Source organism: Salipiger mangrovisoli (assembly GCF_015223355.1).
Taxonomy (GTDB): domain Bacteria; phylum Pseudomonadota; class Alphaproteobacteria; order Rhodobacterales; family Rhodobacteraceae; genus Salipiger; species Salipiger mangrovisoli.
In genome coordinates this window covers 109,849-129,894 of sequence record NZ_JADFFK010000018.1, presented here as the reverse complement: position 1 = coordinate 129,894, position 20,046 = coordinate 109,849, and the positions used below count along the sequence as shown (strand labels likewise).

The window sequence follows — 20,046 nt, the reverse complement described above, 5'->3', positions numbered from 1 at the left end:
CATCCGTGTAACCCCTTCGGAACGTCACAGTTGAAGGCTTCGGGAACGCGCAATGAGCATACGCAAGACAGCTCTGATCATCGGGGTACTGACCCTCATCGGCGCGGGCGCGGGCTGGGCCTATCTCGACCGCGGCGCCGAGCCCGCCGAGGCCGCGCCGCAGACCGTCGCCGTGACCCGCGCCACCGTGTCGAGCACCGTGCTCGCCACCGGGCTGATCGAGGCGACCGACCTTGTCTCGGTGGGGGCGCGCACCTCCGGGCTGATCGAGGAGCTGGCCGTCGCGGTCGGGGACGAGGTGGAACAGGGCGACCTGATCGCCCGCATCGACTCGCTCGAACAGCAGAACGCGGTGGCGCAGGCCAAGGCCGAGCTGACCCAGATCGAGGCCGAGATCGAGGCGAAGAAGGCCGAGATCCGCCAATCCGAGCTCTCTGTTGAACGGCAGAGCGGGCTCAATGCCAAGAAGCTTTCGGCGACGTCTGAACTCGAGGCCGCCGAGGCGACGCTGGCGATGAACCGCGCCAACCTGCAATCGCTCGACGCGCAGCTGGCAAGGGCGCGCATCGAGGTCTCCAGCGCCGAGCTGGATCTTGAACGTACGAAGATCATCGCGCCGATCGACGGCACCGTCGTCGCCGTGGTCAACGGCGAGGGCACCACGGTCAACGCCTCGCAGGAGGCACCGACCATCGTCAAGCTGGCACAGCTCGGCAAGATGGAGGTGAAGGCCGAGATTTCCGAGGCCGACGTGGTGCACGTGCAGCCCGGCCAGCAGGTGGAATTCACCCTGCTCGGCGCGCCCGAGCTGACCTATGCCGCGACGCTCGCCTCGGTCGAACCCGCGCCCTCGTCGATCAAGGACAGCGACGAGATCGATACCGACAGCGCGATCTACTACAACGCCCGATTCATCGTCGACAACGACGACCGGCTGCTGCGTATCGGCATGTCGGCGGATGTGACCATCTTCCTCGGCCGGGCCGAGGACGTGCCGACGCTGCCGCTCTCGCTGCTGCCTGCCAAGGGGCGCGGCGGGCACTACGCGCTCGACGTGCTCGGCACCGATGGCCAGCCCGAGCGGCGCGAGATCGAGATCGGCCTGAAGGATGCCACACGCTTCGAGGTGCGCTCGGGCCTTGAGGCGGGCGATCAGGTCATCGGCTCGACCTCGGCCACCACCCCCGCCATGGGCACGGGACGCAGCCCCGGAGGGCGCGGCGGCCCGCGGATGATGGGCTTCTGAGGCGCGTCATGGCACTCATCGAACTTTCCGGCGTCGAGCGCGCCTTCGCGGCGGGCGAGCAGACCGTGCAGGTTCTGCGCGGCATCGACCTTTGCATCGAGGCCGGCGAGATGGTGGCGATCATCGGGCAGTCGGGCTCGGGCAAGTCGACGCTGATGAACATCCTCGGCTGTCTCGACCGTCCCAGCGCCGGCAGCTACCGCTTCGACGGGCGCGATGTGCACCGCCTCGCAGACCTCGACCTTGCGGAGCTGCGCCGCGACCACTTCGGTTTCATCTTCCAGCGCTACCAGCTGATGGCCGAGCTGGACGCCGTCGGCAACGTCGAGATCCCGGCCATCTACCGCGGCGCGGCGCGCAGGGCACGGCGCGAGCGGGCGAAAGCGCTGCTCACCCGGCTCGGGCTCGGCGAGCGGCTCGGCAACAAGCCCGGCGCGCTCTCGGGCGGTCAGCAGCAACGGGTCTCGGTGGCGCGCGCGCTGATCAACGGCGGCGAGGTGATCCTCGCCGACGAGCCCACCGGCGCGCTCGACAGCGCCTCGGGGGCCGAGCTGATGGCGCTGCTGCGCGAGCTGCACGCCGAGGGCCACACGGTGATCCTCGTCACCCATGACCCGCAGATCGCCGGGGCCGCCGACCGGGTGATCGAGATCTCCGATGGCGAGATCACCGCCGACACCCGCAAGCGGCCCTTCACCGCCTCGGCCCGCGTCGAGACCGATCACCCCGCCGCCTCGGGCCTCGGCGCGCTGGCCGACCGGCTGCGCGAGGCGACGCGGATGGCGCTGAAATCCATGTCGGCGCACAAGCTGCGCTCGTTCCTGACCATGCTGGGGATCATCATCGGCATCACCTCGGTGGTCTCTGTGGTGGCGCTCGGCAACGGCAGCCAGCAGCAGGTGCTGGAGAATATCGCTTCGATCGGCACCTCGACCATCGACATCCGCCCCGGCACCGGCTTCGGCGACCGCCGGGCGAACCGGGTCGATACGCTCGTGGGCGGCGACGCCGACGCGCTTGCCCCATTGGACTTCGCCGCCTCGGTTTCGCCCGAGGTTTCGACCAGCGCCACGGTGATCCACGGCGGCACCAGCGCCTCGGCGCAGGTCAAGGGGGTCTCGGCGGGCTATTTCCAGCTCGGCGCCTACAAGCTGACCGCAGGCACGGCCTTCACCGAAGCCGACCTCGACGCCCGTGCGCAGGTGGCGGTGCTGGACAGCGACGCCGCACAGACCTTCTTTGGCAGCGAAAGCCCCATCGGCCAGCGGGTGATGATCGGCCGCGTCCCGCTTCAGGTGATCGGCGTGGTGGCCTCCTCGGGCGCCAGCTTCGGCCCGCAGTCGATCAAAGTCTTCACCCCCTATACCACCGCCATGGCGCGCATCACCGGAAGCCGCACCGTGGATTCCATCTCGGTGCAGGTGGCCGACGGATATGACATGACGCTGGCCGAGACCCAGATAACCGAGGTCCTGACGCGTCGCCATGGCAAGGTCGATTTCTTCCTGACCAATACCGACGCCATCCGCGAGACCATCCAGAGCACCTCGAAGACCCTCACATGGCTGATCTCGGCCATCGCGCTGATCTCGCTCTTCGTCGGGGGTATCGGGGTGATGAACATCATGCTCGTCTCGGTCACCGAGCGCACCCGAGAGATCGGCATCCGCAAGGCGGTGGGCGCCCGCCGTTCGGACATCACCGCGCAGTTCCTGATCGAGGCCGTCCTGGTCTGCCTGATCGGCGGCGCGCTCGGCGTGGCGCTGGCCTACGGGCTGGGGGCGGTGCTGGGTGTGGTCGCCCCCTCGATGCGGCTGGTCTACTCGGGCGCGACGGTGGCTGCAGCCTTCGGCTCGGCGACACTGATCGGCGTGGTTTTCGGCTACCTGCCCGCCCGCTCGGCGGCGAAGCTTGACCCGGTGGTGGCGCTGGCGCGGGAGTGACCCGCCGCGCGCCCACCAAATCTACCGGTACGCCCCCGCTTCGTGCAGACGCTGCTCGAAGCGGGTGATGTTCGCCAGCGCCTTGTCCGATTGCACCACCATGCTCGCCACCAGCGCCTCGACCAGAGCGAAAGCCCCGATCATGCTCGGCAGGGGCTGCGGGCCATGCATCTCGGGCAGCATCACCGCATCCGCGCCACGCGCCAGCGGCGCCTTGGGGTCATCGGTGATGGCGATGGTCCGCGCACCCTGCCGCAACGCCAGGTCATGCGCCGCGAGGGTCTCGACCGAGTAATGGCGGAAACTGATCGACACCACCACGTCCTCGGGCCCCGCCAGCGCGATCCGGTCACGGATGTCCCCCGGCGTGCCCGCCCGTGGCGCGAAGTTGTCGAAGGCCATGCGCGCGGTATAGCCAAGGTAGTCGGCGATGGCGTAACAGCTCCGCACGCCCACCACGTGAACCTGCCGCGCGCCGAGCATCAGCCGCGCGGCCTTTTCGATCGCCAGGCGGCTCTCCTGCGTGAAGGCCGATTCCAGGTTGCGGTGCCCCGCGTCGCGAATGGCGTCGAGCACGGACGCGCTGTCGCGGCCCGAAAGCTCCCCTGCCCGCCGACCGTAGATGTCGCCGCCCGTTTCGCTTGCCTGCCTTAGCGCGTCCTGAAAGGCATTGCGGCAGGCCTCGTAACCCGTGAAGCCCAACGCTTGCGACAGGCGCACCACCGTGTTGGCATTGGCGCCTGACCGCTCGGCGAGGCTGCGCACCGAGTTCAGGGCGATCTCTTCGGGCTGATCCGACGCCCAGCGCGCCAGAGCGGCGACACGGGGCGTGCCGCTGCGCCCGAGCTGGCGCAGCGCACGGGCAAGGTCCTCTAGGGAAGAAGGTGTCGGCAGGTCGGCCTCCCGGTCTTTACTCTTACCGCTTCTGCATTAGTTTGTGATGTTTGCAAGAGTGATACACTTGTATTGTTTACCTTGACGCTCTGCAATGAAATGTTTCACTGACGGGCGAGAGCCGAATCTCGGATCAAATTCAGGGAGACACACGACATGACCAAACCTCTGATCGGCGCCCTTGTTGCCGCCGCAACCGCGCTCGGCGCGGGGGCTGCCGTCGCACAGGACCAGACCTTCATCTCGATCGGCACCGGTGGCGTGACGGGCGTCTACTACCCGACAGGAGGCGCAATCTGCCGCCTGGTGAACCGCGGCCGCTCGGAGCACGGCATCCGCTGCGGCGTCGAGTCGACCGGCGGCTCGGTGTTCAACATCAACGCCATCCGCGGCGGCGAGCTGGAATTCGGCGTCGCCCAGTCCGACTGGCAGTACCACGCCTACAACGGCACCTCGACCTTTGCCGAGCAGGGCCCCTACGAGGGTCTGCGCGCGGCCTTCTCGGTGCACCCCGAGCCCTTCACCGTGGTTGCCCGCGCCGATTCCGGCATCAAGACCTTCGATGATCTGAAGGGCAAGCGGGTCAACGTCGGCAACCCCGGCTCCGGCCAGCGCGGCACCATGGAGGTGCTGATGGACAAACTGGGCTGGACCATGGGTGATTTCGCCGTGGCCTCCGAGCTGCAGGCGGCCGAGCAGAGCCAGGCGCTCTGCGACAACAACATCGACGCCATGGTCTACACCGTCGGCCACCCGTCGGGCTCGATCCAGGAGGCCACGACCGCCTGCGATTCCGTGCTGGTCGAGGTCTCGGGCGAGGCGGTCGACGAGCTGGTCGCCGACAACCCCTTCTACCGCACTGCAACGATCCCCGGCGGCATGTACCGCGGCAACGACGAGGACGTGCACACCTTCGGCGTCGGCGCGACCTTCGTGACCTCGGAAGACGTGCCCGAAGAGGTGGTCTACCAGGTGGTCAAGGCGGTGTTCGACAACATCGACCAGTTCCGCGGCCTGCACCCGGCCTTTGCCAACCTCGACCCGAAAGAGATGGCGACCGCCGGCCTGTCGGCACCGCTGCACCCCGGCGCCGAGCGCTATTTCAAGGAAGCCGGGCTGATCGAGTAACACCGCCGCACGGCGTGTGAGACGGGCCCAGGCGCTGTTGCGGCGCCTGGGCTTTCCCGGAAGGCGGCATCAGAGGGCGCGCGCAGCATGACCGACAATCCACAGCAGGGCGGACAGGACCACAGCGGCCGCCAGTTCAGCGACGAAGAGCTGCAGGATCTCGTCGCCAGCACCGACAGCGGTGCACGCGCGCCGACCAACCGTTTCGTTGCGATGCTCATCGCCGGACTGGCGCTGGCCTGGTCGCTGTTCCAGCTCTGGATCGCCCAGCCGCAGCTCTGGTTCGCCGACGTGCTGCCGGCACTCAACTCGTCGCAGACCCGGCCGATCCACCTGACTTTCGCCATCCTGCTGGCCTTCCTCGCCTACCCGGCGCTGAAATCCTCGCCGCGCGACCGGGTTCCGCTGACCGACTGGATCCTGATGGCGGTCGGCGGCTTCTGCGCCTTCTACGTCTTCCTCTTCTCCCGCGATCTGGCGATGACCGCCCGCTCGGGCCTGCCGACGCAGACGCAGGTGATCATCGGTGCCGTGGGCCTTGTCATCCTGCTCGAGGCCAGCCGCCGCGCGCTGGGTCCGGCGCTGACCATCGTCGGGGCGATCTTCCTGCTCTACGCCTACATGGGCACCGGCTGGCTGATCCCCGAGCTGATCGAGCACGAGGGGCTGTCGTTCACCGGGCTGATCAACGCACAATGGCTCGACACCGCCGGGGTCTTCGGCATCCCGCTCGGGGTCTCGACCGCCTTCGTCTTCCTCTTCGTGCTCTTCGGCTCGCTGCTGGATAAGGCGGGCGCCGGCAACTACTTCATCAAGCTCGCCTTCGCCGGGCTTGGCCACCTGCGCGGCGGTCCCGCGAAAGCTGCGGTCGTCGGTTCCGCCATGACCGGCCTGATCTCCGGCTCGTCGATCGCCAATGTGGTCACCACGGGCACCTTCACCATCCCGCTGATGAAGCGCGTCGGCTTCACCAGCGAACAGGCCGGTTCGGTCGAGGTCGCCTCCTCGGTCAACGGGCAGATAATGCCCCCGGTGATGGGCGCCGCCGCCTTCCTGATGGTCGAGTTCATCGGCATCTCCTACGTCGAGGTGATCAAGCACGCCTTCATCCCGGCGGTGATCTCCTACATCGCGCTGGTCTACATCGTGCACCTCGAGGCGCTGAAGAAGAACATGCCGGCGCTCGGGCAGGCGAAGTCCTTCTCCGGCATGATCCTCAAGTTCTTCATCGGCTTCGCCGTGGCGGGTGCGGGCTTCACCGCGCTGATCTACGCGGTGGGCGCGCTGAAGTCGGTCGCGCCCGGGCTCTCGGGGCCGATCATGATGCTGGTGCTGGCGGCGGTCTACCTCTGGCTCCTGGCCATCGCCGCGCGCCGCCCCGACCTCGAGGTGGACGACCCCAGCGATCCCAACATCAAGCTGCCCACCGTAGGCGAGGTCTATGCCACCGGGCTGCACTACATCCTGCCAATCGTCGTGCTGGTCTGGTTCCTGATGGTCGAGCGCCAGAGTCCCGCCAAGTCCGCCTTCTACGCCACCGGTCTCATGCTGCTGATCATCATCACCCAGCGCCCCCTGAAGGCCATGTTCCGCGGCGAGGGAACGCGCGTCGCGGATGAATTCCGCAACGGCTGGCATGACCTCATCGACGGGCTCATCGCCGGGGCGCGCAACATGATCGGCATCGGCGTCGCAACGGCGGCGGCGGGGATCATCGTCGCCACGGTCACCAAGACGCCGATCGGCACCGAGCTTGCCGGTCTCGTCGAGCAGCTCTCGGGCGGCAGCCTGATCATCATGCTGATCCTCGTCGGAATGTTCTCGCTGATCCTCGGCATGGGCCTGCCCACAACGGCAAACTACATCGTCGTCTCGTCGCTGATGGCCAACGTGGTGGTCTCGCTCGGCGCGCAGGAGGGGCTGATCGTGCCGCTGATCGCGGCGCACCTCTTCGTCTTCTACTTCGGCATCATGGCCGACGTGACACCGCCCGTGGGCCTCGCCTCCTTCGCCGCCGCGGCGGTCTCGGGCGGCGATCCCATCAAGACCGGCTTCACCGCCTTCTTCTACAGCCTGCGCACCGTCGCCCTGCCCTTCCTCTTCATCTTCAACCCGACGCTGATCCTCTACGGCGTCGATCTCGGCACCGCCTCGGGCATCCTGCATGCGGCCTTCGTCTTCGTCGTGGCGACCTTCGCCATGCTGCTCTTCGCCGCCGCGACGCAGGGCTATTTCCTTGCCCGCTCGCGGATCTGGGAAAGCGCCGCGCTGCTGCTGGTGGCTTTCACCTTCTTCGTGCCCAACGTCTGGCTGAACATGGTGCAGAGCCCCTTCCACAACATCCCGCCGGCCGAATTCGAGCAGGTACTGGCCGACCTGCCCGAGGGCAGCCGGATCCGGCTGGAAATCCAGGGACCCGACTTCAACAGCGGGCAGACCGCCTCGACCACGCTGGTCATGGACGCCCACGGCGCGAATGCGCAGGAGCGGATCGACAACTCGGGCCTGATGCTCTTCCCCGAAGGCGACGTGGTGAAGCTCGACGAGCCGATGTTCGGCACCCCCACCGCCGAGAAGCTGGCGAACTTCGACTTCTACGCGGATGAGCCGGTGCAGCTCGCCTCGGTGCTCGTCCCGCGGGACCGGCTGCCGGCGCAGCTCTTCTACATCCCCGCGCTGCTGCTGCTGGGGCTGGTGATCCTGATGCAACGCCGCCGCCAGACCGTGCCGGCCTTCTGAGGAGCCTTGCGATGTACAAGACAATCCTTTTGCCCATCGACCTCTCGGCCCCGGCAAGCTGGACCAAGGCGCTGCCGACGGCGCTGCACCTCGGCGGCGAGGGCATGGTGCTGCATGTGGTGACCGTGCTGCCCGACTTCGGCATGTCGATGGTTTCGGGTTACTTCAAGGAGGGCTTCGAGAAGGGCGCCCTCAAGGAGGTCGGCTCGAGGCTCAAGGACTGGGTCAATGCCAACGTGCCGGAGGCGGTGGAGGTGCATCCGCACGTGCTGCACGGGCGCATCTATGACCAGATCCTCGGTGCCGCAGACAAGCTGAAAGCCGATGCCATCGTGCTGTCGTCCCACACCCCCGAACTTGCCGACTACCTGCTGGGGCCGAACGCCGCGCGGGTGGTCCGCCACGCCAAACAGTCTGTCTTCGTCGTGCGCGGCGAATAATCGGAGAACTTTGAATGGGACATGTCTTCGGACGCTCCAGCGCGCAGCTGCCACGGGCGGTGCGCGGCGAAGGATGCTATATCCATGACGCCGAAGGGCGCGCCTATCTCGACGGCTCGGGCGGGGCGGCGGTGTCCTGCCTCGGGCACTCGGACCCGGACGTGCGCGCCGCGATCCACGCGCAGCTCGATCAGCTGGCCTTTGCCCACACCGGGTTCTTCACCTCCGAGGCTGCCGAGAGCCTTGCCGACCTGCTGATCGAGCACGCCCCCGAGGGCATCGACCGGGTCTACCTGCTGTCCGGCGGCTCGGAGTCCGTCGAGGCGGCGATCAAGCTCGCGCGCCAGTATTTCCTCGAGACCGGCCAGCCGCAGCGCCACCGGGTCATCGCCCGCCGCCAGAGCTACCACGGCAACACGCTCGGCGCGCTGGCCGCCGGCGGCAACGCCTGGCGGCGCGAGAAATACGCCCCGCTGCTGGTCGAGACCTCGCATATCGCCCCCTGCTACGAATACCGCCTGCGCGAGGAGGGCGAGAGCGCCGAGGCCTACGGGCTGCGCGCGGCGGACGAGCTCGAGGCCGAGATCCAGCGCCTCGGGGCGGAGAGCGTCATGGCCTTCATCGCCGAGCCCGTCGTCGGCGCGACGGCGGGCGCGGTCCCGGCGGTCGAGGGGTATTTCAAGCGCATCCGCGAGATCTGCGACCGCCACGGCGTGCTGCTGATCCTCGACGAGGTGATGTGCGGCATGGGCCGCACCGGCACGCTGTTCGCCTGCGAGCAGGATGGCATCTCGCCCGATATCGTCACCATCGCCAAGGGTCTCGGCGCGGGCTACATGCCGATCGGTGCCATGCTCTGCACCGCGGCGATCTACGACGCGATCGCGCAGGGCTCGGGCGCCTTCCAGCACGGCCACACCTACCACGGCCACCCGCTCGCCGCTGCCGCCGGGCGCGCCGTGCTGACCGCGATCCTCGGGCGGAACCTGCTGCCGCAGGTGCGCGCGCGGGGGGACTATCTCCAGACGACGCTGACCGAGACGCTCGGCCAGCACCCGCATGTCGGCGACATCCGTGGCCGCGGGCTGTTCCGCGGAATCGAACTTGTGGCAGATCGAGACAGCAAGAGCCCGTTCGACCCGGCGCTGAAGATCAACGCCAAGGTGAAACGCTTCGCCATGGACGAGGGGCTGATCTGCTACCCGGCGGGCGGCACGCTCGACGGCAAGCATGGCGACCACGTGCTGCTCGCGCCGCCCTTCATCATCTCCGAGGATCAGGTTGGCGAACTGGTCGGCAAGCTGTCCCGCGCCATCGACCGGGCGATTGCCGCATGAGCCGACTGGCCAAGCTGCCGCGCATCATGCTGGCTCCGAACGGCGCGCGCCGGACGCGCGCCGATCACCCTGCCCTGCCCGAAACCGTGGCGCAGATCGTCGCGGCCGCGAAAGCCGCCCATGAGGCTGGTGCCGAGGCGTTGCACGCCCACGTCCGCGACGCCGAGGCGCGCCACGTGCTCGACGCCGGGCTCTACCGCGAATTGACCGCCGAAATGGCCCGCGTGGTGCCGCAGATGCCCGTGCAGATCACCACCGAGGCGGTCGGCCTCTACAGCCCCGAGGACCAACGCGCGCTGGTGCGCGCGTTGCAGCCCGAGGGCGTCTCGGTCGCCCTGCGCGAGATGTGGCCCGAGCCCGGCCCCGATGCGGAGGCGCAGCGCTTTTATACGGAGACCGAGGCGGCGGGCACCGCGCTTCAACACATCCTCTATGCACCCGAACAGGTCACGCGCCTCGCGACGCTCTGGTCCGAGGGGCTGATCCCTGCGCCGCGGCAGGTGCTCTTCGTGCTGGGCCGCTACGCCCCGCCGACGCTCGCGCGGCCCGAGGATCTGGACGGCTTCCTCAAGGCCGCCCGCGCCCTGCCCGCGGACCTGCAATGGGCCGCCTGTGCCTTTGGCCGGACCGAGCAGGCCTGCCTGCGGCGCGCCGCCGAGCTGGGCGGAGGGATGCGCATCGGCTTCGAGAACAACATCGAGCGCCCGGACGGCAGCCCTGCCGAAGACAACGCCGCGCAGGTCGCGGCGCTGGTGGGCGCCCTGCGCGACACACCGCGGCCGCTCTAAGCGTCGGCGCGCCCCGCCCGGTCTTTTCCGCGCAGGGCGGGCGATCTCCCCTTGACGTGCGGCCCGGCCGCGCCACTCTGCCACCCATGTTTCCGATCCGCGATCACAACCCCTCGGGGCGCACGCCCTATGTCACCTACGCGCTGATCATCGCCAATACGGTGATCTTCCTCGGGTACTGGTCGCTGTTCAGCGATCCGCGGGCACTCGATGCCTTCTTCGAGCGATGGGCGCTCTTCCCGTCGCATATCTCGGAAGGCTACGGCTACTCGGGGATCCTCACCTCGATGTTCCTGCATGGCGGCTTCATGCATCTCTTCGGAAACATGCTGTTCCTGTTCATCTTCGGGGACAATATCGAAGACATGCTGGGGCACGTCCGCTACCTGCTGTTCTACCTCGCCTCTGGCGTGGCGGCGGCGCTGCTGCAATACGTCGCCGATCCCGGCTCGGCGGTGCCCACTGTCGGCGCCTCGGGGGCGATTGCAGGGGTCATGGGCGCCTACCTGCTGCTCTTTCCCAAGGCGCGGGTGGATATCCTCATCATCCTGATCATCATCTTCAAGGTGCTGCCGATCCCCGCCTGGCTGCTGCTGGCGGTCTGGTTCGGCCTGCAGATCTTCAGCGGCATCGGCAGCGCGGGGGCCGAGGGCGGCGTCGCCTACTGGGCGCATGTGGGCGGCTTCATCGCGGGCCTCGTGATGATCGCCCCGGTCTGGCTGGCGCGCGGCGGCCCGGCCTTCTGGAACCGCACCCATGGGCAGCCGCCGCATCCCGCCGCCAATTACGCCATCGGCCGCACCCATATTCCGCGTGCAGGCACGCGGCAGAACGGAAGGAAAGGCCCATGGTCGGGACGTTGACGGGCGGGCCGGTAAAGCTCACCTGCCACTGCGGCGCCTGTGAACTGCGGGTGACGCTGACCGATGGGCTGAGCACGGCCCGGCGCTGCGACTGCTCCTTCTGCCGCCGCCGCGGCGCTGCCGCGGTGACCGCCCCGAAAGGCGGGGTCGAGGTGGTGAAAGGGGCGGACAGGATGACGCTCTACCAGTTCGGCACGAACACCGCCCAGCACTATTTCTGCTCGGTCTGCGGCATCTACCTGTACCACCGGCGTCGCTCGAACCCGAACGAATACGGGGTGAACATGGGCGGCATCGAGGGGGTGAACCCGGCCGAGCACGAACCGATCGCCTGGTCGGACGGGGTGAACCATCCCTCGGACCGCTGAGTGGGCGGCACCGGCGGGACCGCCTCCGGCGGGCGTATTTTCAAAGAGAAGAAGCGGCGTGCGACCCTGGTGGCCGGGTGCGCAATAGGGCCCCGCGCACACGGTCGGGCGGCGCGGCGGCGCAGGGGCAGGAATTCCTTTGACCTGGTACGGCGCGCGCTGAAGAATCCCGACACGTGATGAGTGCAGGGGGCGGATTTTGGGTACGGCGGAAACCTTCGAGGTCAAGACGAGGCTGCTGCGGATGATCGGGATCGGCTCCGGGATGGCCTTTCTGGTGATGACGCCGATCCTTGTCCTCGCAGACGATGCGCTGGACGCCAGAAGCGCCGGCCTGCTGCCGGTGACCTTCTTCATCTGCCTGCTCTGCCTCGTCAGCTGCCGCGTGGCGAAACGCGTCGAGGTCTCGGACGAGGCGATCTTGATCCAGCCCGCAGGGCTGCGCCTCGAGCGGTCGCAGATCGAGTCCGTGCGGGTAATGTCGAAAAGCGCGCTGCGTCCGAACGAGGTGCTGCACAAGATGAAGATCACCACGCAGGAGCACAGCTGGCGATGGATTCCGTTCAGGCTCTACTGGTTCGCCGGGAAGATCACCATTGATCTTTACTGGATGAAGGACCCCCACGGCTTCGCCAGGGCGCTCGGCGCGGACCTGAGCGATTTCACCACCACAGAGCCGCGACGGGGCGGCTGACGCCTCGCGCAGCAAAAAGCCCGGCGGCCATCTCGGGCATCCGGGCTTTCGACAGTCTGCGTTTCGCGCCGCGCGCTCAGAGCTCGCGGATGGTCTTGGCGAAGGGGTCGAAGATGTTGTTGCTGGCGCAGAGGATCGCGCCGGCCTCATAGGGGTCCTGGTCCTCGCGGATGCCTTCGACCAGGGCACCGGCCTCGGAGGCGATGAGCCCGCCCGCGGCGATGTCCCAGATGTTCAGCTCCCGCTCCCAGTAGCCGTCGTAGCGGCCTGCCGCCACATAGGCCAGATCGAGCGCCGCCGAGCCCCAGCGCCGCACGCCGGCGCATTCGGGCATCAGGCGAGCGAGATCCTTGAGGGTCGCCGGAAGGGTTTTCTTGGCGGCAAAGGGCACGCCGGTGGCGAAGATCGCCTCGATCATCCGGTGACGGCCCGAGACGCGCAGGCGGCGCGAGTCGTTGAGCCAGGCGCCGGCGCCCTTCTCGGCGTAGAACATCTCGTCCTTGGCCGGGTCGAAGACCACGCCGGCGACGATCTTGCCCTTGTGCTCGAGCGCGATGGAGATCGCCCAGTGCGGCAGGCCGTGCAGGAAGTTGGTGGTGCCATCCAGCGGATCGACGATCCAGCGGCGGGTCGGATCCTCGCCGTCCTGGCCGCCGCCCTCTTCGCCAAGCCAGCCGTAGGTCGGGCGCGCGCCGAGCAGCTCGTCCTTGAGAATCTTTTCGGCGGCGATGTCGGCGCGCGACACGAAGTCGCCCGCGCCCTTCATCGAGACCTGAAGATTCTCGACCTCGCGGAAGTCCTTGACCAGCGAGCGGCCCGCCTTGCGCGCGGCCTTGATCATGATGTTGAGGTTGGCACTGCCCTGCATGGCGACGGTTCCCGGAATTGGTTCAAGCCGCGCGTATACGCGGCCCGCCGGAAAAAGCCAAGTCCGTATGGCCTTGGGCGACACGCCTCGGCGGCGGACTACTCCCCGGCGGGAGCATAGACGCGGGGGAGCGGTGCAGAGCGCGAGACGCGAGGCGCGGCCGAGGGGTCGTGGTAGCTGCCGCCCGTGGGCGTGCCGCACCAGATTTGCCCGCCGAGGATCACCGGCTGCAGGCCGCGCGCGCACATGCTGGACGCCGGATAGGATTGGATCAGCGGCTGGTCACCGCCGCCCGGCACGAAGCCCGCCGAGCCGGGCATGTACATATCGCCGGGATAGCCCTGGCTGGCCGCCATTGCCACGCCTGAACCGGCCATCGTGGCCGCGCAGGCGGCTGCAAAACAAAGAACTCGCATGTCATCCCTCACAGACCGGGGCACCGGATCACCGCGTCAAGACCTAGCAGGCAGAGGGGGTATGTCAATTTTTTGCCGCATTTCCTTTGCGAGTCGTCTGTCGCGGAAACATTGACCCACCAGGGGTGCCTATTGTTCACCCTGGGCGCGACTCGAGCCACGAAACGGAACCGGCCGGCGCATCGCAGCGCCGGCCGGCATGTCATATCGCGTGCTGGCTCATTCTGCCGGCGGCAACTCGACGGTGATCGAGGTCACCCCATGCCGCGCCCTCAGGCCGTCGCGGTAGATCGCCTTGAACAGGCTGAAGCACATCAGCAGCATCACCACGGAGAATGGCAGCGCGCCGATCACCATCGCGGTCTGGATCGCGGTGAGCCCGCCGACCAGCAGCAGGGCCGCCACCACGAGCCCGAGCGTGACACCCCAGAAGATGATATGCGGGCGTGCCTTGGGCCCCTCGTCACCCGCCGCGTTGATCGTGTTGACGATCAGCACCGCCGAGTCGGCCGAGGTGACGAGATAGGTCATCAGCAGGATCACGATGATCACCGCCATGCCCCAGCCCAGCACGTCGCCCAGCATGAGGCCGGTCATGGTGAAGATCTTGGCGCCGTCGGTGGAGGCGAAGATCGCGCCGTCCGCCACGCCCGAGAGCTCCATGTCGATCGCCGTGCCGCCGGCGAAGGAGAACCACACGAAGCACATGATCGAGGGGACGATCATCGCACCCAGCACGAACTCGCGGATCGTCCGACCGCGCGAGATGCGCGCGAGGAACAGGCCGACGAAGGGGGCGAAGGCCACCCACCAGGCCCAGTAGAACACCGTCCAGGCGCCCTGCCAGCCCGAGAGCGCATCCCCGGTCTCGGTGCCGTCGGCGTGGTACACGGTGAACAGCATCTTCGGCAGGGCGATCAGGTAGTCGATCATCCCCATGAACAGGGCCTGCATCCCGAACCATGTCGAGCCGAAGATCATCAGGAAGGCCAGCAGGAAGATCGACAGCCCCATGTTGATGTTCGACAGCCACTTGATGCCCTTGCCCACGCCCGAAAGGGCCGAAAGGGTCGAGGCCCCCATGATCACCACCAGCGCAACGACGATCCCGGCGGGCGAGGCGTTGCCCTCGGCGGTCACCAGCCAGTCGCCGATGCCGATCTTGCTCATGCCGGCGACGAATTGCTCGACCCCGAAGCCCAGCGTCTGCGCCACGCCGAGGACCGTGGCGATCACCGCGACGATGTCGACGAGATGCCCCAGCGGACCCGAGAGCGCCGAGCCGAAGAGCGGCGTCAACGACGAGCGGATGGTCAGAGGCAGGCCGCGGCGGTAGGCGAAAAACGCCAGCGCCAGCCCGGTGATGGCGTAGGAGGACCAAGCCGAGAAGCCCCAGTGCAGGTAGCTGTACTTGTAGGCGTTCATGAAGTTGTTCATGCTCTCGCCGTCGGCCAGCCCCTGGATCACCTCGGGGTTGTTGCGGAAGTGATAGATCGGCTCGGCGACGGCCCAGGTCAGCATGCCGACCCCGATGCCTGCGCCGAACATCATGGAAAACCACGAGAAATTGTCGAACTCGGGGCGTTCGTCGTCATGGCCGAGCCGGAGCTTGCCCGCCGCCGGCCAGACCGCCAGCGCCAGGCAGACGACCACGAAGAAGGCCATCACGTAGATGTACCAGCTGGCAAAGTTGGCGAGGATGAAGGTGTTGAGCCCGCCGAGCACGCCGCCGGCCTGTTCTGGGAAGGCGACGGCCCAAAGGACCAGCCCGCCGACCGCGAGCTTGGAGGTCACCGTCACATCCAGCGAAAAGCCGTTGTAGAAGCCCTTGTCGGCGGTCTTGATCGGCAGGTCCGAAAGGGGAGGTTTGATTTTTGCCATACGTGTTTTCCCTGTGTTTTGGGCAATGGTTTCGTCCAGGCCGCAGTGCCCTTCGGTCGGCCGGGCTCTTGGCGCGCGCAGGAGAGGTTGCACGCGCCGGGATCGGGCGGATCACCCGTCGCGCGGGAACCGCGCGTTTTCCTCGACGACGTTGAGATCCATGTGGTTGCGCATGTAGCGCTCGGAGGCTTTTTGCAGCGGCTGGAAATCCCAGGGGAAATAGGCGCCGTTGCGCAGGGCCTCGTAAACGATCCAGCGCCGGGCCTGGCTCTGGCGCACCTCGGCGTCGAAACGGTCGAGGTCCCAGCGGGCGCCAGCGGCGCTGCGGAAGCTCTCCAGCGTGTCGCGGTGCTGCGGGTCGTCCGCGAGATTGGTCAGCTCATCCGGGTCCGCTTGCAGATCGTAGAGAAGTTCGGGATCTAACGCGCAGCGGATGTACTTCCAGCGCCCCTGCCGCAGGCAGACCATAGGCGCGTAAGAGGCTTCGGCGGCGTATTCCATGGCGACCGGGGTTCCGCGCGCCCCGCCCTGCCCCAGCGGCACCAGGCTTTCGCCGTCGGTCCAGGGGGCGATCTCTCCGAAGGGCACCCCGGCGAGGTCGCAGAGCGTCGGGCAGACGTCGATGTTGCTGACCGGCGTGTCGACGCGGCCGGGCTGCATCTGCGGCGCGGCGATCATCAGCGGCACGCGGGCCGAGCCCTCGAAGAAGGACATCTTGAACCAGAGGCCGCGGTTGCCGAGCATGTCGCCGTGGTCCGAGACCAGCAGGATGATCGTGCTCTCTTCCTGCCGGGTGCCGCGCAGCGCCTCCATGACCTCGCCGATCTTGTCGTCGAGATAGGAGATATTGGCGAAATAGGCGCGGCGCGAGCGGCGCACGTCGTCCTCGGTCAGGGTGAAGCTGCGCCAGTCGTTGGCGTCGAAGATGCGCTTCGAATGGGCGTCCTGCTCTTCGTAGGGGATCGGGCCGACCTCGGGCAGCAGGTGTTCGCAATCCTCGTAGAGGTCCCAGTACTTGCGCCGCGCCACGTAGGGGTCATGCGGGTGGGTGAAGCTGACCGTCAGGCACCAGGGCCGGGCGTCATGGCCGCGGCCCAGATCGTAGACCTTGCGGGTGGCGTGGTAGGCGACCTCGTCGTCGTATTCCATCTGGTTCGAGATCTCGGCGACGCCCGAGCCGGTGACCGAGCCCATATTGTGATACCACCAGTCGATGCGCTCGCCGGGCTTGCGGTAGTCCGGGGTCCAGCCGAAGTCGGGCGGATAGATGTCGGTGGTCAGCCGCTCCTCGAAGCCGTGCAGCTGGTCGGGCCCGACGAAATGCATCTTGCCCGAGAGGCAGGTCTGGTAGCCCGCGCGGCGCAGGTGGTGGGCGTAGGTCGGGATGGAAGAGGCGAATTCGGCGGCATTGTCATAGACCCCGGTCCGCGAGGGCAGCTGCCCCGACATGTAGCTCGCCCGGCCCGGGGCGCAGAGCGGCGAGGCGGTATAGGCGTTGCGAAAGCGGGTGGAGCGCGCTGCCAGTGCCTTGAGGTTGGGGGCATGCAGCCAGTCGGCTGGCCCGTCGGGGAACAGCGTCCCATTGAGCTGATCGACCATGAAGATCAGGATATTGGGGCGGCTCTGCGGGCTCATGCGGGGCGCTGTCCTTTCCAGGTGGGCATCAAGACACCAAAACGCCCTATGCGTGTGCTCACCGCACCGCGCACACCACCGCACATCCTGCCAGCCCCGATCAGGGAGCAGGCGCGGCGGGTCGTCGCGAAAGTGTCATGATATAAGTTCTGCGGAGACTAGTTGACTTTCCGTCGAATGAACCGCGAAATCACCTTATGTCTGATATTGACAATCCTTATGGCACATTCGCCCGCTACAGTGCCGATCTCAGCCTGTTCCTGCTGGTCGCGGAATGCGGGCAGCTGTCACGCGCCGCGGAGCTTGCCGGGCTCTCGCAGCCGCGGCTCAGCCAGAGGATGAAGTCACTGGAGGACTCGCTCGGCCGGGTCCTGCTGTCCCGCGGCCGTCGCGGCATCGCCCTGACCCGAGAGGGGCAGGAACTGCGTGCCGCGCTGAGCCCGCATCTCGGCGAAGCCGCCGAAGGATTCCTGCGCCTGCAACGGCCCGCCCGCCGGCGCACGGTGGTGATCGAAACCGACCTTGCCTTTGCCGGGCTCCGGTTCCTTCCGGTCTTCCCGTCGCTCTGCGCCGCCTTCCCCGATCTCGGCATCTCGCTGCTCACCCGCCAGGTGCCCGAATCCGGTCCCGGTCCCGAGGCCGAGCTGGTGATCCGCATGGAGACCCGGCGCCCGACGACCGAGACAGAGACCTGCCTCTTCGCCGAGCGGGTGCTTGCGGTCTGTAGCGCCGGCTTCCGCGATGCCCATCCGCAACTGGTCCGGCCCGAACACCTGCGCCACATGCCGCTGATCGATCTCAGCACCGTCGACGCGCCTCCGTGGTTCACCTGGTCAAGTTGGCTGGCGCAGCTCGGCGAGGGAACCGGCGCACACAGCAAGCCCGGTGACCGCCTCCGGTTCAACAGCTACGATCACGTCATCCAGGCCGCCGAGACCGGCCTTGGGATTGCTCTCGGCTGGCGCGGACTGGTTGACAGCAAGCTGGGCAGCGGCGCGCTGGTGCCCGCCCTGCCGGTCGAGCAGGAGAGCCAACGCGGCTACATGTTGCAAATGCTGGCACGCCAACCCGGCGAGGAAGTCCGCGCGGTCTACGACTGGATCCGCATGAGCTTCACCGAAGAGTTCGAGGACTGGCGCTCCGGGGCGATCTGACGGCCGGGCCCTCGCGGGTCAGGTCTCGCGGCTCAGTTTCTCGGAGCGTCGCCGGACCAGCGCGCCACGCAGGTCGTGCATGGCCAGCAGCAGGTCGTCCGTCACCGCGTCGAGCTCGGCATCGCTGGCCTTGGACTGCGCCCATTGCGCCGCGATATTGAGCTGGTCGACGGTGCGCAGGATCTCGTCGAACGCGCGCTGCGCCAGCAGCGCCTTGCGTGCGTCCATCCATTCGACGATTGCCGCGTGCTCTTCGGGGGTCAGCGCGTGCGCGCCATGCGCGCGCACCTCGCTTTTGCCAAGGTTGATCACCGCGATCTGGGTCATCTCGATGCGACGCTGCCGGTTCTCCGCGTCCACGCGGAACACCAGCGCTCCGTTGTCGCGGATGCGGAAAAAGAACTCCGGCAGCGCGCCGGGCATTACTTGAGCCCTGCGCAGAAGGCGGCAATGCGCTTGCAGGCCTCGGTCAGCGCCGCGTCCGAAGTCGCGTAGGAGATGCGGAAGGCCGGCGACAGGCCGAAGGCCGCGCCGAAGACCACGGCAACGCCGTTCTCTTCCAGCAGGGCGGTTGCGAAATCCTCGTCGGTGGCGATCTTCTTGCCGCCCGCCGAGGTCTTGCCAAGCAGCCCGTCGATCGTCGGATAGACGTAAAAGGCGCCCTCGGGGGTCGGACAGACAATGCCGTCGATGGCGTTAAGCGCCTCCACCACGAGGTTGCGGCGGCGCTTGAACACCTCGACCCATTCGCCGAGGAACGCCTGCGGCCCGTTGAGCGCCTCGACCGCCGCCCACTGGCTGATCGAGCAGGGGTTGGTGGTGCTCTGCGACTGGATCTTGCGCATGGCGGCGATCAGGTGCTCCGGCCCGCCGGCGTAGCCGATACGCCAGCCGGTCATCGCGTAGGCCTTGGAGACGCCGTTGCAGGTCAGCGTGCGCTCGTAGAGCGCCGGCTCGACCTCGGCCGGGGTGCAGAACTCGAAGCCGTCATAGGCGAGGTGCTCGTACATGTCGTCGGACATGATCCAGACATGCGGGTGCTTCATCAGAACGTCGGTCAGCGCCTTCAGCTCGGCGCGCGAATAGCCCGCGCCGGTGGGGTTCGACGGCGAGTTGAACAGGAACCACTTGGTCTTGGGGGTGATCGCCGCCTCGAGCTGCTCGGGGGTGATCTTGTAGCCGCGATCGGGGGCACCTTCGATGATGACCGGCTCGCCCTGTCCGAGGCGGACCATGTCGGGGTAGCTCACCCAGTAGGGGGCGGGGATGATCACCTCGTCGCCGGGGTTCAGCGTGGCGAGAAAGGCGTTGAACAGCACCTGCTTGCCGCCGGTCGAGACCGAGATCTGCGACGGCTTGTAGGTCAGGCCGTTCTCGCGCGCGAACTTGGCGCAGATCGCCTGCTTCAGCTCGATGATGCCGTCGGGCGCGGTATAGCGCGTTTTGCCCGCGTCGATCGCCGCCTTCGCAGCGTTCCGGATATGCTCGGGCGTGTCGAAATCAGGCTCGCCGGCACCAAGGCCGATCACGTCCTTCCCGGCCGCCTTCAGCTCGTTGGCAAGCTGGGTCACCGCCACGGTGGGCGAGGGTTTCACGCGGGAGAGGGTCTCGGAAAGAAAGGACATTGGGGCACCGTTTGTATTGCTGCGCCT

At 67.4% G+C, this 20,046-nt stretch carries 18 protein-coding genes; 11 read left to right on the top strand and 7 right to left on the bottom strand.

Annotation, left to right across the window (positions count from 1 at the left end; translation table 11 throughout):
• The first annotated feature begins 52 nt into the window (after positions 1 to 52).
• Both IQ782_RS21270 and IQ782_RS21265 read left to right on the top strand, forming a co-directional pair.
• A complete protein-coding gene (locus IQ782_RS21270; protein WP_194136679.1) occupies positions 53 to 1,246 on the top strand; it encodes an efflux RND transporter periplasmic adaptor subunit in 1,194 nt (397 codons plus the stop codon).
• An 8-nt stretch (positions 1,247 to 1,254) separates the two neighbouring features.
• Positions 1,255 to 3,189: a MacB family efflux pump subunit gene (locus tag IQ782_RS21265; protein WP_194136678.1), complete on the top strand. Its 1,935-nt coding sequence runs from the start codon at positions 1,255 to 1,257 to the stop codon at positions 3,187 to 3,189.
• Positions 3,190 to 3,210: 21 nt separating this feature from the next.
• Here IQ782_RS21265 and IQ782_RS30335 read toward each other — a convergent pair whose 3' ends face one another.
• Positions 3,211 to 3,954, bottom strand: a complete 744-nt coding sequence (locus IQ782_RS30335; protein WP_194136677.1) for an SIS domain-containing protein — start codon at positions 3,952 to 3,954, stop codon at positions 3,211 to 3,213.
• Between the two features lie 285 nt (positions 3,955 to 4,239).
• On the opposite strand from IQ782_RS30335, the gene IQ782_RS21255 reads away from it, so the two are divergent.
• The 8 genes from IQ782_RS21255 (at position 4,240) to IQ782_RS21220 (ending at position 12,440) form a co-directional block, all read left to right on the top strand.
• Entirely contained in the window at positions 4,240 to 5,211 is a 972-nt protein-coding gene (locus tag IQ782_RS21255; protein ID WP_194136676.1) for a TAXI family TRAP transporter solute-binding subunit, read from the top strand.
• An 87-nt stretch (positions 5,212 to 5,298) separates the two neighbouring features.
• Positions 5,299 to 7,950 carry a TRAP transporter permease gene (locus tag IQ782_RS21250; RefSeq protein WP_194136675.1) on the top strand — a complete coding sequence of 884 codons (2,652 nt, stop codon included), beginning with the start codon at positions 5,299 to 5,301 and terminating at the stop codon, positions 7,948 to 7,950.
• A gap of 11 nt (positions 7,951 to 7,961) precedes the next feature.
• Positions 7,962 to 8,390, top strand: a complete 429-nt coding sequence (locus IQ782_RS21245; RefSeq protein ID WP_194136674.1) for a universal stress protein — start codon at positions 7,962 to 7,964, stop codon at positions 8,388 to 8,390.
• Between the two features lie 14 nt (positions 8,391 to 8,404).
• On the top strand, positions 8,405 to 9,727 hold the full coding sequence (locus IQ782_RS21240; RefSeq protein WP_194136673.1) for an aspartate aminotransferase family protein: 1,323 nt from the start codon (positions 8,405 to 8,407) through the stop codon (positions 9,725 to 9,727).
• Entirely contained in the window at positions 9,724 to 10,515 is a 792-nt protein-coding gene (locus tag IQ782_RS21235) for a beta-keto acid cleavage family enzyme (protein WP_338092621.1), read from the top strand. The genes IQ782_RS21240 and IQ782_RS21235 overlap by 4 nt, the downstream gene beginning before the upstream one ends.
• An 86-nt stretch (positions 10,516 to 10,601) precedes the next feature.
• Positions 10,602 to 11,378: a rhomboid family intramembrane serine protease gene (locus IQ782_RS21230; protein WP_194136672.1), complete on the top strand. Its 777-nt coding sequence runs from the start codon at positions 10,602 to 10,604 to the stop codon at positions 11,376 to 11,378.
• A complete protein-coding gene (locus IQ782_RS21225) occupies positions 11,363 to 11,746 on the top strand; it encodes a GFA family protein (protein ID WP_194136671.1) in 384 nt (127 codons plus the stop codon). The genes IQ782_RS21230 and IQ782_RS21225 overlap by 16 nt, the downstream gene beginning before the upstream one ends.
• 199 nt (positions 11,747 to 11,945) lie before the next feature.
• Positions 11,946 to 12,440, top strand: a complete 495-nt coding sequence (locus IQ782_RS21220; protein WP_194136670.1) for a hypothetical protein — start codon at positions 11,946 to 11,948, stop codon at positions 12,438 to 12,440.
• Between the two features lie 76 nt (positions 12,441 to 12,516).
• Here the strand turns inward: IQ782_RS21220 and IQ782_RS21215 are convergent, their stop codons facing one another.
• The 4 genes from IQ782_RS21215 to betC form a co-directional block, all read right to left on the bottom strand.
• Positions 12,517 to 13,308 carry an inositol monophosphatase family protein gene (locus IQ782_RS21215; RefSeq protein WP_194136669.1) on the bottom strand — a complete coding sequence of 264 codons (792 nt, stop codon included), beginning with the start codon at positions 13,306 to 13,308 and terminating at the stop codon, positions 12,517 to 12,519.
• A gap of 98 nt (positions 13,309 to 13,406) precedes the next feature.
• A complete protein-coding gene (locus tag IQ782_RS21210; RefSeq protein WP_194136668.1) occupies positions 13,407 to 13,724 on the bottom strand; it encodes a hypothetical protein in 318 nt (105 codons plus the stop codon).
• Between the two features lie 219 nt (positions 13,725 to 13,943).
• The gene (locus IQ782_RS21205) at positions 13,944 to 15,605 is read right to left on the bottom strand and encodes a BCCT family transporter (RefSeq protein WP_194136667.1); all 1,662 of its coding nucleotides are present in this window, start codon (positions 15,603 to 15,605) and stop codon (positions 13,944 to 13,946) included.
• A 111-nt stretch (positions 15,606 to 15,716) separates the two neighbouring features.
• Complete coding sequence (betC, locus tag IQ782_RS21200; protein WP_194136666.1) at positions 15,717 to 17,240, bottom strand: choline-sulfatase; 1,524 nt, start codon at positions 17,238 to 17,240, stop codon at positions 15,717 to 15,719.
• 197 nt (positions 17,241 to 17,437) lie between these two features.
• On the opposite strand from betC, the gene IQ782_RS21195 reads away from it, so the two are divergent.
• On the top strand, positions 17,438 to 18,394 hold the full coding sequence (locus IQ782_RS21195) for a LysR family transcriptional regulator (protein WP_194136665.1): 957 nt from the start codon (positions 17,438 to 17,440) through the stop codon (positions 18,392 to 18,394).
• A gap of 18 nt (positions 18,395 to 18,412) precedes the next feature.
• On the opposite strand, the gene IQ782_RS21190 is transcribed toward IQ782_RS21195, so the two are convergent.
• Both IQ782_RS21190 and IQ782_RS21185 read right to left on the bottom strand, forming a co-directional pair.
• Positions 18,413 to 18,817 (bottom strand): hypothetical protein, encoded by a 405-nt coding sequence (locus IQ782_RS21190; RefSeq protein ID WP_194136664.1) that lies wholly within the window; start codon positions 18,815 to 18,817, stop codon positions 18,413 to 18,415.
• Positions 18,817 to 20,019, bottom strand: a complete 1,203-nt coding sequence (locus IQ782_RS21185) for a pyridoxal phosphate-dependent aminotransferase (RefSeq protein WP_194136663.1) — start codon at positions 20,017 to 20,019, stop codon at positions 18,817 to 18,819. The genes IQ782_RS21190 and IQ782_RS21185 overlap by 1 nt, the downstream gene beginning before the upstream one ends.
• Positions 20,020 to 20,046 lie beyond the last annotated feature (27 nt).

Coding starts and splice junctions, on each gene's coding strand:
- IQ782_RS21245 (WP_194136674.1), top strand. CDS start 7,962: ATGTACAAGACAATCCTTTTGCCCATCGACCTCTCGGCCCCGGCAAGC.
- IQ782_RS21195 (WP_194136665.1), top strand. CDS start 17,438: ATGTCTGATATTGACAATCCTTATGGCACATTCGCCCGCTACAGTGCC.
- IQ782_RS21270 (WP_194136679.1), top strand. CDS start 53: ATGAGCATACGCAAGACAGCTCTGATCATCGGGGTACTGACCCTCATC.
- IQ782_RS21230 (WP_194136672.1), top strand. CDS start 10,602: ATGTTTCCGATCCGCGATCACAACCCCTCGGGGCGCACGCCCTATGTC.
- IQ782_RS21215 (WP_194136669.1), bottom strand. CDS start 13,308: ATGCAGGGCAGTGCCAACCTCAACATCATGATCAAGGCCGCGCGCAAG.
- IQ782_RS21225 (WP_194136671.1), top strand. CDS start 11,363: ATGGTCGGGACGTTGACGGGCGGGCCGGTAAAGCTCACCTGCCACTGC.
- IQ782_RS21235 (WP_338092621.1), top strand. CDS start 9,724: ATGAGCCGACTGGCCAAGCTGCCGCGCATCATGCTGGCTCCGAACGGC.
- IQ782_RS21250 (WP_194136675.1), top strand. CDS start 5,299: ATGACCGACAATCCACAGCAGGGCGGACAGGACCACAGCGGCCGCCAG.
- IQ782_RS21240 (WP_194136673.1), top strand. CDS start 8,405: ATGGGACATGTCTTCGGACGCTCCAGCGCGCAGCTGCCACGGGCGGTG.
- IQ782_RS21205 (WP_194136667.1), bottom strand. CDS start 15,605: ATGGCAAAAATCAAACCTCCCCTTTCGGACCTGCCGATCAAGACCGCC.
- betC (WP_194136666.1), bottom strand. CDS start 17,240: ATGAGCCCGCAGAGCCGCCCCAATATCCTGATCTTCATGGTCGATCAG.
- IQ782_RS21255 (WP_194136676.1), top strand. CDS start 4,240: ATGACCAAACCTCTGATCGGCGCCCTTGTTGCCGCCGCAACCGCGCTC.
- IQ782_RS21190 (WP_194136664.1), bottom strand. CDS start 18,817: ATGCCCGGCGCGCTGCCGGAGTTCTTTTTCCGCATCCGCGACAACGGA.
- IQ782_RS21185 (WP_194136663.1), bottom strand. CDS start 20,019: ATGTCCTTTCTTTCCGAGACCCTCTCCCGCGTGAAACCCTCGCCCACC.
- IQ782_RS21210 (WP_194136668.1), bottom strand. CDS start 13,724: ATGCGAGTTCTTTGTTTTGCAGCCGCCTGCGCGGCCACGATGGCCGGT.
- IQ782_RS21265 (WP_194136678.1), top strand. CDS start 1,255: ATGGCACTCATCGAACTTTCCGGCGTCGAGCGCGCCTTCGCGGCGGGC.